Source organism: Flavobacterium sp. ENC (genome assembly GCF_020991415.1).
Taxonomy (GTDB): domain Bacteria; phylum Bacteroidota; class Bacteroidia; order Flavobacteriales; family Flavobacteriaceae; genus Flavobacterium.
The window spans coordinates 688,386-700,423 of the sequence record NZ_JAJMOY010000001.1; the positions used below are offsets into that span (position 1 = coordinate 688,386).

12 protein-coding genes are annotated in these 12,038 nt (G+C 35.4%); 1 reads left to right on the forward strand and 11 read right to left on the reverse strand.

The features are described 5' to 3' along the window. Positions 1–150 precede the first annotated feature (150 nt). From LPB89_RS02835 to rbfA, 4 genes are all read right to left on the reverse strand, one after another. Positions 151–756, reverse strand: coding sequence for an N-acetylmuramoyl-L-alanine amidase (locus tag LPB89_RS02835; protein ID WP_230700168.1), 606 nt, complete (start codon positions 754–756; stop codon positions 151–153). A gap of 66 nt (positions 757–822) precedes the next feature. Continuing rightward, the gene (locus tag LPB89_RS02840; protein ID WP_230700169.1) at positions 823–2,250 is read right to left on the reverse strand and encodes an MATE family efflux transporter; all 1,428 of its coding nucleotides are present in this window, start codon (positions 2,248–2,250) and stop codon (positions 823–825) included. Between the two features lie 173 nt (positions 2,251–2,423). Then, a complete protein-coding gene (locus LPB89_RS02845; RefSeq protein WP_230700170.1) occupies positions 2,424–3,623 on the reverse strand; it encodes an FtsX-like permease family protein in 1,200 nt (399 codons plus the stop codon). Position 3,624: 1 nt separating this feature from the next. Further along, entirely contained in the window at positions 3,625–4,017 is a 393-nt protein-coding gene (gene rbfA, locus LPB89_RS02850) for a 30S ribosome-binding factor RbfA (protein ID WP_127338119.1), read from the reverse strand. A gap of 228 nt (positions 4,018–4,245) precedes the next feature. On the opposite strand from rbfA, the gene LPB89_RS02855 reads away from it, so the two are divergent. Further along, complete coding sequence (locus LPB89_RS02855) at positions 4,246–4,665, forward strand: HPP family protein (RefSeq protein ID WP_230700171.1); 420 nt, start codon at positions 4,246–4,248, stop codon at positions 4,663–4,665. Between the two features lie 41 nt (positions 4,666–4,706). On the opposite strand, the gene LPB89_RS02860 is transcribed toward LPB89_RS02855, so the two are convergent. The 7 genes from LPB89_RS02860 to LPB89_RS02890 form a co-directional block, all read right to left on the reverse strand. After that, the gene (locus LPB89_RS02860) at positions 4,707–5,960 is read right to left on the reverse strand and encodes a murein hydrolase activator EnvC (RefSeq protein WP_230700172.1); all 1,254 of its coding nucleotides are present in this window, start codon (positions 5,958–5,960) and stop codon (positions 4,707–4,709) included. A 23-nt stretch (positions 5,961–5,983) separates the two neighbouring features. Next, a complete protein-coding gene (locus tag LPB89_RS02865) occupies positions 5,984–6,763 on the reverse strand; it encodes a DUF4292 domain-containing protein (RefSeq protein ID WP_230700173.1) in 780 nt (259 codons plus the stop codon). Positions 6,764–6,775: 12 nt separating this feature from the next. Next, positions 6,776–8,125, reverse strand: coding sequence for a lipopolysaccharide assembly protein LapB (locus LPB89_RS02870; RefSeq protein WP_230700174.1), 1,350 nt, complete (start codon positions 8,123–8,125; stop codon positions 6,776–6,778). A gap of 40 nt (positions 8,126–8,165) precedes the next feature. Continuing rightward, on the reverse strand, positions 8,166–9,182 hold the full coding sequence (locus LPB89_RS02875; protein WP_230700175.1) for a sugar phosphate nucleotidyltransferase: 1,017 nt from the start codon (positions 9,180–9,182) through the stop codon (positions 8,166–8,168). Between the two features lie 88 nt (positions 9,183–9,270). After that, positions 9,271–9,705 carry a dUTP diphosphatase gene (gene dut, locus LPB89_RS02880; protein ID WP_230700176.1) on the reverse strand — a complete coding sequence of 145 codons (435 nt, stop codon included), beginning with the start codon at positions 9,703–9,705 and terminating at the stop codon, positions 9,271–9,273. Between the two features lie 43 nt (positions 9,706–9,748). Further along, complete coding sequence (locus tag LPB89_RS02885; RefSeq protein ID WP_230700546.1) at positions 9,749–11,209, reverse strand: lipopolysaccharide biosynthesis protein; 1,461 nt, start codon at positions 11,207–11,209, stop codon at positions 9,749–9,751. Between the two features lie 95 nt (positions 11,210–11,304). Next, entirely contained in the window at positions 11,305–11,751 is a 447-nt protein-coding gene (locus LPB89_RS02890) for a GNAT family N-acetyltransferase (protein ID WP_230700177.1), read from the reverse strand. Between the last annotated feature and the right edge of the window lie 287 nt (positions 11,752–12,038).

Genomic DNA, 12,038 nt, shown 5'->3' on the forward strand with positions numbered 1-12,038 from the left:
AACCGCAAGGAACGCTAAGATTTCTATCCTGGCAGTATAAAAATGCAAAGTTCGCAAAGCTATAATTGCTATAGCCTTGCGAACTTTGCGTTTATATAGATTCCTATAAATAAAAAAACTGGCGTTCTTTGCGGTTAAATAATATAGGATTTACTTTAGGGATTCCAAAATATTGGCAGCAATTTCGTTTTGGCCGCTTTCACTGGTCAGGTACACCCTGTCCTTGTTGTTGGACAAAAAGCCCATTTCCAAAGTTATGGCGGGACAATTAGAATTTTTAAGCATATAAAAAGGAGCTTCCGTTACTTTTCTTTTCAAAAGATTTTCTCCTGAAATTCCATTAATGATCTTCTCCGCATTTTCTTTCGACTTTTCGTAAAATTCTTTTTGGGAAGAGATATAGGCTTCAGCTCCATTACTTTCCTCGTTTTTTGAAGAGTTAACATGTAAGGAGATTAACAGATCGGGCTTTAGGTTATTGATAATTGAAACCCTCTCGCTTAATTCCATAAAATGATCTCCTTCTCGAAGCAGCACAATTTCAATATTGCTGTCTTTATTGAGCGCTTTAATTTTCTTTGAGATAGTTTCCGAAATAGTCTTTTCCTGAAATCCATACATTGTTGCTCCGAAATCATGGCCACCATGACCTGCGTCGATTACAATCACTTTTTTTTCTTCTAATGGTCTAAAGGCAAAAAGCCCCAATAATAATACAGTACTAAGAATTCCCAGAATTTTGATATTGGTTTTCATATTTATTTATGTTTTGGTTCGTTAATTTCAACGAAAATACTACAGAAATATTGTACAAAAAATAGTTTACACCTGAGTCCGTTTCCACTTTCCTCTTTTGTAAAAGAAAATACCCGCCAAAGTTATGGCCGTTTCAGCAACCGGTATCGCAATAAAAACACCCGTTGGTCCCATCTGAAAATGTTTGGCCAATATAAAAGCCAACGGAATCTGAAACAACCAAAAGCCGAAGAAATTAATTCCGGTTGGCGTCCAGGTATCTCCTGCCCCGTTGAAGGTATTAATGAGTACCATTCCGATTCCGTAAAAAATAAAACCAATACTCATAATCTGTAAGGCTTCAACAGCAATGGTTTTCACCATTTCATCATTGGTAAAAAAGGAAATGATATATTTTCCGAAACATAAGGTGATGACCATGATGGTAGCCATAAAAATTACATTGTATCTGGCAGTGGTATAAACCGATTTTTCGGCACGATCAATTCTTTTCGCACCTAAATTTTGTCCCACCAAAGTTGCCGCTGCATTGCTTAAACCCCAGGCCGGAAGGATAAAAAACATCATGATTCGCAGTGCTGTCTGATATCCCGCAGATCCATGATCGCCTCCCGTTGTTGCCACCAATTGCGCCAGGAAAATCCAGCTGCAGGAGGCAATTACAAATTGTAAAACTCCCGGAGCGGCAATTTTTATCAAGGCTTTTATTTGTTTAAAATCGGGGATGAAATATGATGCAATAATCTTTAAAGCACCTTTGCCAAAAAACAAATGATACAATTGATACAGAACTCCAATACTTCGTCCTAAAGTAGTGGCAATGGCAGCGCCCGTTAATCCGAAAGCCGGGACAGGGCCAAAACCGTTAATTAATACCGGACATAAAATAATATTGCAAATATTGGCCAGCCACAGACTTTTCATGGCAATGGCCGCATTTCCGGCTCCGCGAAAAATTCCGTTAATCAGAAATAAAAGCATGATACATAAACTTCCGCCAATCATAATCTGTGTAAATCGGTAACCATGTTCTGCAGCATCCGCAGATGCGCCCATCAGCAACAGAATATCTTTGGCATAAATAAACCCAAGTACACTCATTACACTATTGATTGCAAAAGCTATAATGATGGCCTGCATACCCGCTTTCGCGGCAGCAATCGGGTCTTTCTCCCCAATTCGTCTTGCTACAACGGCTGTTGCGGCCATACTGATACCAATGGCAACAGAATACACGATTGTAATGACAGATTCTGTTAAACCGACTGTTTGTATCGCAAAACTGCTATGCTCCAAATGCCCGACAAAATATAAATCAACCAGTGCAAACACCGATTCCATCATCATTTCCAAAACCATGGGAATGGCCAGGAGAATGACTGCTTTCTTAATGCTTCCGGTCGTATAATCAAAAGATTCGTCTCCTTTGATCGCTAGTTTTAAAGTGGTAAAAATTTTAGAAAATAAACTCTTTTGTATTGTTGTTTCTGTCATGATATAATAGGATAAATGATAAAATTAGCTCAGATATAATACATCTGAACTGAAGAAAAAAAACGTAAGTATCCTAATTATTTGAAAAAATAAAAATAGGATTAGGCAGAAACAATCATAGACATGAATTTTTGAGAGGATAAATATAGGTAATTATTTTATACGGGCCTTTACTAATCTAACAGCTTTTTACTCACACGGCTGCTGGCAATTAAAGAAGCCACAAAGCCAAGAGAAACAATAGTTCCCATTACAATCAGAACATTTTCTAATGTAAAAACTACAGGATATGCCAAAGTCGGCGTAATCATAATCAACTCGTATTGCTGCTGCAGCAATACTAAAATGATTCCCAGAACAAGGCCAATAATACCCCCGAAAACACTGAGCAGAGTTCCCTGAAGCAAAAAGATCTTTCTCAGATGATTGATTTCTGTTCCCAAATTAAAAAGGGTTTTCAGATTTCCTTTCTTGTCCAGAATCATCATGATCAAAGCGCCGATCAGATTAAAAAGCGCAACGATAATAACCAGGGTGAAAATCAGATAAACGGCAATATTTTCGGTGTTGAGCATTTTATACAAAGACTCGTTGAGCTGTGCCCTGTTTTTTAAAGTAATCTTATTTTGAAAAATCTTTTCTAATTTGGATTTGATGGCAGCTTCGTCTCCATTCTCTTTCAGATTAAATTCAATTCCTGAAATCTGGTTGGGTTTGTACAGCAATAATTCCTGTGCCAGCCCTAAATCGGTAAATACATATTTTGAATCCAGTTCTTCGCTAATCGAATAAATTCCGACTGGCAAAACATCTGTTTTATTAAATGCTTCTTCGGGATTTTCAAAGGCTCCTTTTCCGGGTTTAGGAGCAAGAATCTGCAATGGGTTTTCAAAATCAAGCAATCCCATAGAAAAATCCCTGGCAATTCCATAACCAACAACTACCTGATAACTATCGGGTTTCAGCCATTGTCCGTTGAACAATTTCCTTTTGATATCGTTTACGACTACATAATTACTGTCAACCCCTTTGATGTACGTTACTTGTTGCTTGTCTTTAAAAATAAACAAAACACGTTCCTCGATAATTTTAGTATAGGAAGCGACACCGTCAATTTTCTTAATCTGGCTTTCCTGATCAGGTGTCAGTAAAAATGATTTTCCATAGGTACTGGTCATTTTTAAATCCGGATCAATTTCATTTGTGAATGAAAGGCTAAACACTTTTAGTCCGCTAAAAACGGACAATACCACAAACAAAGCCATTGTACCAACGATAATTCCCATGCTGGCAATACGATTGATAATATTTATAGCATTATTTTTACTTCTGCTAAAAATGTAACGTTTGGCTATGTAAAGCGGAAAATTCAATTTATGACTTTCTTCTTTTGTCTAAAAGATCACGATTTTCGATTGGGTTTTCTCTGTTCGATAAAGCATTATCAATTTTCTCGATATAATCTAACGAGTCATCAATAAAGAATACCAGGTTTGGTACACGACGCAATTGCAAACGCACACGTTGCGATAAATCGTGTTTGATTAAAGTAGTATTCGATTTAATTCCTTCTAAAGTTTCTTTGGCTTTCTCCTGAGGAAAGATGCTTAAATATACTGTTGCCACTGATAAATCTGAAGTCACACTAACTTTGGATACAGAAATTACTAAATTATTAATTCCGTTTTTTCGCACTTCACCTTGCAAGATATCAACCAAATCTTTTTGGATGACACCGCCTATTTTTTTCTGTCTATTTGTTTCCATACTGCAAAAATACTATTTTAAATTTCAATCAATACAATTTCAAATAAACAATAAAATGATTTTTGCATTCTTCTTTATTACAATTTCGATTTTGATTTCGTTTTTCGATAAAATACCAAAGCAGTTTCTTTATTACCAGCGAAAAGCCTACCGTTTTCAGGTGACAAAAATCATATTTTATATAAGAAATATTCTACACATTTGACACCAACAAAACAACTTTTAATTATGAAAAAAAGAGAACCAATCAGTCATATAATGACTACAAGTGTCGTTACTGTAAATCAAAATGATGAGCTCAAAGAAGTAGTCGAAAAACTAAAATCAAACTCTATTCGACACATTCCTGTTGTAAATGGCAACGAAGTTGTTGGCATTATAAGTCGTTCTGACATAAACAGATTAACCTTTGGCGCCTTGTTTGAGGGGCAGCAAGGGGTCGATGACGCAATTCTTGAAATGCTTTCCATCGCACAAATAATGACTCACAAACCTAAAACAGTTTCGCCTGAAACCAGTATCAGGGAATTAGTTGAAATTTTTGCAAAAGAAGAGTTTCACGCCTTACCTGTGGTGGATAAAGGAATACTAAAAGGTATTGTGACCACAACTGATGTCATGCGGTATTTTTTAGAGCAATATGATTAAAAAATTTGACAAAAAAAAGGAGCTTCATTAGCTCCCTTTTTTTATCTGTTTTGCAACCATCCTTCCGGATTATTATTGGATGTATTCTGAAGAATCAAAAACTTAATAATTGTTTTCCCTGTGTCTCCACTAGTTCTGACTTTTCCGATACTTTGTTTGATATTTACTTTATCTCCCTTATTTACAAATACCTGACTTAAATTTTGGTATACTGTAAAATAATCTCCGTGTTGTATCATAACAGCTCTGTTTATTGGAGATAAAACCATAATACTGGACACTTCTCCTTCAAAAACGGCCCGAGCATTTGCACCTTGCTCGGTCGTGATCTCTACTCCTGAATTATGAACCGTTAATGACGGATACAGTGGGTGAGGCTGATCTCCATAACCCAGTGAAATAAATCCTTTTTCTACCGGCCATGGTAATTTCCCACGGTTTGCTTTAAAGTCTGCCGCTAAAATTTTTCCTTCCGGCGTTAATGCAATTTTAGAAGAGGAAACAGGTGCGTTGGATGGTGCCGATCCCGGATTGTCTTTTGCTTTTTCAAGAGCTGCTTTTCTATTCGCCTCAGCAATAGCTTCACGAATCAAACGATCAATTTGTCGGTCAATTCTTTTGGCTTCCTGTTGTTTGCTTCTTGTATCTGCAATAATTTTATTTTTATCTTTTTTAATGGAATTCACCAGTTTTTGCTGCTCTTTTTTCTCCGCTTCCAAAGCCAGTCGTTCTTTCTGATTTTCAGCAATAATTTTTTTCTTATCCTGTCGCTGACCATTCAGTTTTGCATTGAAATCGACTAACTGAGCACTTTTAGACTGAATTTCCAATCCCTGGTTTTTTCTGAAATTCGTATATTGTTTTAAATACTGTGCTCTTTTATAGGCCTGCAAAAAGCTTTCCGAAGATAAAATAAACATCGCCCTGCTTTGCTCGGAACGGCTTTTATAAGATTTAAGTATCATTTTAGCATAATCTTCTTTAAGGACTGTTAGCTCTTTTTTTAACTTGTTAACCTTAACCTGATTAATATACATGTCATTGCTCAGCAATCTTTCCTGCTTTGCTGTGGTATTGATTAGTTTTTCTTTCAGCTTAATTTTATTTGCCTGAATTAAAAATACATTTACCGCTGATTTTTCTTTTTTCTTTACGGATTGCAGCATTTTTTCGTTGTCTCTAATTTCCTGCTGAATCTGAGCTTTTCGCTGTTCAAGTTTTTCTTGTTGCGAATCTTGTGCCCACATTAATGTAGTGGCGCATATAAAAATTAGGCTTAGGAGAAATTTTGGCATGTTTCTGTTTTCTTTTTGCAAATTTACTTAATTATAACCTTTTTATAGTCACTTGGTACGCTATAAGGAAAAGAAAGTTCTTCGTTGAATGTAATATTGTTGTAATTTAAATTTATGTCTGTTTTTCCTTTTGGCTGAACCGCATTAATTTCGATTGCTGTTGGAATGGTTCCCTGATCAAAAGTTTTAGTATCAGAATATCTGATCTCTAATGTCCTGTTTTCGGAAGGCTGTGAAATTTGTTCTTTTTGCAGCAAATATTTTTCCGGTTCCAAAAAGAACGTTTTTTTAATATTTGTTTCTTTCTCATCCTCCAGGCGGAAAAGATTTTCTACAATAGTCTGTGTATATTTTCCTTTTCTCAGGTCGTCCAAAGCTTCTCCAATCAATAAATTTTGCACTTTGCTGTAATCTAATTCTGTTCCCAGCCATTTACTAAGACTAGTAAAATCACCTTCGTAATACGTACTGTTTATTTTTTCATAATAACTTACAGATGAAGGAGTGATCAAAGCTTTTGCCATTGTGATTCCAAGAAAACGAACACTGATTAAAATCTGCTTGTCTTTTTCGATTTTAATTTCGGCAGAAACATTTTGGCTTTGTTTCTCATCAACATATCTGGCACTCGATTTTATGTATAATGTCTTGAAATCTAATTTATTGTCATAATGTTTTTCAATTGCTTTTTTGTCTGTTTTTACCTCGACAACTTCGGCAGTATTGTTTTGTACGGCAACCGCTTTAGATTTACAGGAAACCGCAAAAACGGATACCACTAGTATGGCTATATATTTTTTCATCTACTTAGTCTTTTATTTTTTTTTCTTTAATACTTCATTTGCCTTCAAAAAGTATTCCTCTTTTTTCTTGGTATCTCCCAGACCATTGTAAGCCTCTCCTAACTGAATATTAAAATTTGCTTCCAGCTTTAGATCATCAACGACATAATCAAGTCCCATTTCTAAAACGGTTTTTGCATTCTTAAATTGTTTCAACTGGTTGTTCCCTAAACCGGCATAGTAATAAAACTGTGGCTGACTCGGATAAACTTCAATCATATACATCGCTCTTTTTGTCAAAGGCTCAAATTGTTTTGCCTGCGTGTAAGCTTCAAGCAAAAGTAAATTGGTTTCCCGATCTGTGTCTGAATTCGATTTCAGCTCTTTTTCGTAATATTTAATCGCGTTTTCAAATTGGTTTTTACTGTGATAAAATTTTCCGATTTCTTTAGCAACGTCGATTTCTTTATCGTTGTCAAAATAAGAAATTGCTTTTTCAAGATCCGGAGCGTACTGCGGATTTTTATTCACATAAATCAAAAACTCATTTAAGGTACGATGTTTTATTTTGGAATCAATTTTGGAACTTGACAAAATTACATTCATCGCCTTAATTGCTTTATCGGCCTGATTGGCATCCAGATATCCTTTGAACAGACTTACCTGCGCCCACTCAGAAGTTGGAATTTCTTTGGCTAATTGCTTTGCCACATCTAAGGCCTTATCAGTTTCTTCTCCTTTTGAATAGAGAAAAATCAGGTTTATATAATTTGATTCTTCTTTCGGATTTTTCTTAATCTCACTGATCAGATTGCCAATTTCGGCATTCTGATATTTCCCCTGAGATAAAATCTGGTTTTTATAAATTTCACGATCCGATGACTTCCCAAACTTATCGTTCATTTCGTTAATCGCAACCAGTGCTTTATCGAATTGATTGGTGATCATATACAACGAAATCAAATCATCTTTATATTCTTCATCAAAAACAATAATTTTCTGAATGGTTTCAATAGCTAAAGGGTAATTTTTGGTTTCAAAACTTACATCATAAATTCCCAGCCAGAACCATTTGTTTTTGGGATCCAGCTGAGTGGCTTTTTCAAAGGAATCCTGTGCGTTTCTATATTGCTTTAAAGCCAGATAATTTTTGCCTAATTCAAAATAAGCAACAGCATCATTCGGTTTTAGTTTAATACATTTCTCTAATGAAACAATGGCTTTATCGTAATTTTCAATTCCTTTTTGCTTTAATGATTCGTAAAAAGAATCCTGATACTGATCGGTAGCCATAGCAATATCTTCCGGTTCGGTCTGAGCCATAACTGAAGCTGTATTGCCAAATAAAGCAAAAAATAAAATTACCAAAAACCCTTTTTTCATCCTTTTTTATAATCCCATTTCTAATTAAAAAATCCCTGAACTACTCCAAAACAGAATAATCACCAATGCTGATACTGGTAAACTTACCATCATAACTAACGTGATTTCCTATCATAGCATTGTCTAAGTTAGCATTTTTAATTTGGGAATAGGTCTGCACTAAGCTATTTTTAACAGTACTGTCACTAACGTGGCATCCCTTTCCTAAAGAAACATTTGGCCCTACCGTTGCATTTTTCAACACTACATTTTCCCCGATATAACAAGGAGGAATAATTGTTGAGTTTTCTAATACTACATTGTAATCCACTAAATGCTCGCCATCATTATGTAAAAAGCCCAGCATTCTTGTATTCGTTTCAACGGTTACATCTTTGTTTCCGCAGTCCATCCATTCGTCAACACTTCCGGTTTTAAAAACTTTCCCGTTGGCCATCATTGCTTTAATTCCGTCATTGATCTGATACTCTCCTCCATTCTGGATGTTATTATCCAAAACATTCTGAAGTTCTTTTTTCAAATCACCCACTTCTTTAAAATAATAAATACCAATAACTGCTAAATCGCTTACAAACTCTTTTGGTTTTTCAACCAACTCTATAATTTCATTATTTGTGTTCAGTTTTACAACTCCAAAAGCTTCGGGCTGTTCTACTTGTTTTACCCAAATTACAGCATCTGCTTGCGGATCTAATTCAAAATCTGCTCTGATTAAAGTGTCAGCATAAGCAATTACAGCCGGTCCGGAAAGGGATTCTTTGGCACACATAATAGCATGTCCGGTTCCTAAAGGCAAATCCTGACGGTAGATAGATGCTTTTGCACCCAGGCTTCCGGCAAGTTCTTCCAAACTGGCAACAAGGTCCTCTCCAAAAAAAGCAGGATCTCCAAGTATGAATGCAACTTCCTCAATAGGTTCTTTTAAAATTTCAGCAATATCTTCCACCAAACGATGTACAATTGATTTTCCCGCAACAGGAATTAATGGTTTGGGAACTGTTAAAGTATGTGGTCTAAGCCGCGATCCGCGACCCGCCATTGGAACGATTATTTTCATTTGTCTTTTATTTTTTATGGGAAGATTAAAAAATCTTCAATTGGTTTGGTCTGTTGTAAAGTTGGAGACTGAAAGCTGAGACTGCAGGCTATTTTACGCCCGTGCTTCCAAAACCGCCTTCGCCTCTGGAAGTTACTGAAAGTTCTTCGACTTCAATCCACTCCGCTCTTTCGTGTCTGGCAATAATCAATTGTGCAATTCTTTCTCCGTTTTCAATTACAAAAACTTCATTTGACAAATTTACTAAAATTACACCTATCTCGCCTCTGTAATCAGCATCTACAGTTCCTGGCGAATTTAAAACGGTAACCCCTTTTTTGGCCGCAAGACCACTTCTTGGTCTCACCTGTGCTTCGTATCCGATTGGTAATTCAATAAAAAGTCCCGTTTTTACAATAGTTCTTTCTAATGGTTTTAAGGTTATTGATTCATTCAGATTGGCACGTAAATCCATTCCTGCCGAAGCAATGGTTTCGTAGTTCGGAAGCGCGTGCTGTGATGTATTGATTATTTGTATTTTCATTTTTATTTAAAATCTTAAAAACAAAATTGGTTTTAAACCGATCTTATTTTCTATTCATAATTCCTTTGATGGTGTCTTTTTCATTGTGGTACACAAAGTAAATAAAGACTAAAAGTAACGGGATTCCAACATAATATTTTTCCCTGAATCCGTAAAAAGAAATGGCGGAAAATAAAATTGAAATGCCTAAATAAGCGCCTATCTTTTTCATATCATACGGTATCGGATAATACTTGTTTCCTAAAACATAGGATATCAGCATCATGGAACCGTAGGCAGAAATAGTCGCAATTGCAGATCCGTAATAACTGTATTTTGGAATCAGGAAGTAATTCAAAACCAGGGTTACGATTGCTCCAATAATAGAAATGTAAGCTCCTATTTTAGTCTGGTCTGTAAGTTTATACCAAACAGATAAGTTATTGTAAATTCCCAAAAAGAAATTGGCCAGTATGATTAATGGTACCACTTTCATGGCTTCCCAATAGGATTTATTATCCAGTAAAAGAAACTTTAAAAAGTCTGCAAATACGATAACTCCCAATAAAATCAGGGAGCCAAAAATGACAAAATATTTCGTGATGACGGCATACGTCTGAGGAGCGTTTGCATTTTTGGAATGACTGAAAAAGAAAGGTTCAATACCCAGTCTGAAAGCCGTTGCAAACAAAACCATAAATAAACCTAATTTATAACAGGCTGAATAGGCTCCAACTTCAGATTTAGCTAAGTTTTCCGGCAACAAATAGCCCAGTAAAATTTTATCAAAATGTTCGTTAACCGCAAAGGCAAGTCCTGCGACAAGAATCGGCAAACCGTATTTCATCATTTTTTTCCAAAGTACAGGATCAAATTTTCGTCCAAGCGAAAGATAATTTGGCGATAAAACCACGAAAGTGGCTAAACTCGCCAGCAAATTAGCAATGAAAATATAAGCGATCTGAAAGTTCTCTACATATAAATTATCCCAAACCGAATTAGGATGAGACGCTGCAAGTTTTGGTAAGTATATTAAAAAGAAGAAATTCAGTACCATATTAATTACCACATTTCCAATTTTAATAGCTGCATAAACCATTGGCCTCTGATTGGCCCTAAGTTTAGAAAATGGCACTAAAACCAATGCATCCAAAACCAAAATCCAAACCGAATATGTAATATATTGGGTGTCAACTTCGGCCCAGTTGGCCAGTGTATTCCTGAAAATTAAAGCTGCAAACAAAAATCCTATTGAGGACCAGAAAATAGATATGGTAGAAGTTGCGATGACATTTTTCTTATCTTCTTCAGCGCTGTAAAACCTAAAAAAAGCAGTTTCCATTCCGTACGAGAGGACCACATTAAAGAATACCATCCAGGACAAAACGATAGAAACTTCTCCGTACTCGGCTGTTGGTAAAATACCGGTGTACAATCTGACTAACAAAAAACTTAGCATTCGCGGCAAAACCGTTGCTAGTCCGTAAATAGCAGTTTGTTTAAATAGATTCTTATATAATCCCAAAATATGTTTGTAATAAAGTTCGTGAAACAAAAATAACCATTTCTTTGGTTAATTATTGCTTTTGTTGATTCAATAAAAAAACTTCAATATAATTTTTACATTGTTAATTTTTTTTCATCTAAGATTTTAACAAAATGAAATCCTTTTGGACCATATCCCTGATTATAATAAAATCGATGTGCTGCAAAATTTCCTGTAAAGGCGTCCAATACGATACTGCTGCATTCTAAACCTATTGCTTTTTGTTCGATATAATCGGTCAGTAATTTTCCTATTCCTTTTGACCTCTGATTCGGGTTTACAACAAAATTATCAATTTCCAGATATTTACCGGTCCATAATTTAGTAGCTGACCAGCAACCTGTTATTCCTACACAGGTTTCCCCTTCAAAAACCCCAATCTGAATATAATTATGTGGCACCATCTCGGAAAGGTAGGCTTCGTATTTTTCAACAGAGAGATTTGGATAAAGAAATCTCATGGTTTCAATCTGAAGAAGCATTTCCGGAATAGTCCTTAATTCTTGTATTTGTAAGTTCATGATTTTAATAATTAAGTCATCAAAAATACTTAATTATTTTTCATTGCTTATTATAAATTAAATAGCCAATATGTGAAATATATAAATAATGGCCAAAAATTATGTAAGTAATTTTGACTCTTTCTTTCTTAAATTTGCTAAACAGGGATTGAGAAAGCTAAATACAACCCTTATAAAAAAGGAAGCACTGGGACTGATAAAGCTTGTTTGTTCCCATAAAAGACAAAGCATAAGGGATTGATTCTGCTGAAATGTAACCCTAAAAAAACAGAGCATTGGGACTAATA

Excerpts from the sequence above, each read along its gene's own strand:
- LPB89_RS02835 (WP_230700168.1), bottom strand. The coding sequence starts at position 756 with ATGAAAACCAATATCAAAATTCTGGGAATTCTTAGTACTGTATTATTA.
- LPB89_RS02840 (WP_230700169.1), bottom strand. The coding sequence starts at position 2,250 with ATGACAGAAACAACAATACAAAAGAGTTTATTTTCTAAAATTTTTACC.
- rbfA (WP_127338119.1), bottom strand. The coding sequence starts at position 4,017 with ATGGAAACAAATAGACAGAAAAAAATAGGCGGTGTCATCCAAAAAGAT.
- LPB89_RS02855 (WP_230700171.1), top strand. The coding sequence starts at position 4,246 with ATGAAAAAAAGAGAACCAATCAGTCATATAATGACTACAAGTGTCGTT.
- LPB89_RS02860 (WP_230700172.1), bottom strand. The coding sequence starts at position 5,960 with ATGCCAAAATTTCTCCTAAGCCTAATTTTTATATGCGCCACTACATTA.
- LPB89_RS02865 (WP_230700173.1), bottom strand. The coding sequence starts at position 6,763 with ATGAAAAAATATATAGCCATACTAGTGGTATCCGTTTTTGCGGTTTCC.
- LPB89_RS02870 (WP_230700174.1), bottom strand. The coding sequence starts at position 8,125 with ATGAAAAAAGGGTTTTTGGTAATTTTATTTTTTGCTTTATTTGGCAAT.
- LPB89_RS02875 (WP_230700175.1), bottom strand. The coding sequence starts at position 9,182 with ATGAAAATAATCGTTCCAATGGCGGGTCGCGGATCGCGGCTTAGACCA.
- dut (WP_230700176.1), bottom strand. The coding sequence starts at position 9,705 with ATGAAAATACAAATAATCAATACATCACAGCACGCGCTTCCGAACTAC.
- LPB89_RS02890 (WP_230700177.1), bottom strand. The coding sequence starts at position 11,751 with ATGAACTTACAAATACAAGAATTAAGGACTATTCCGGAAATGCTTCTT.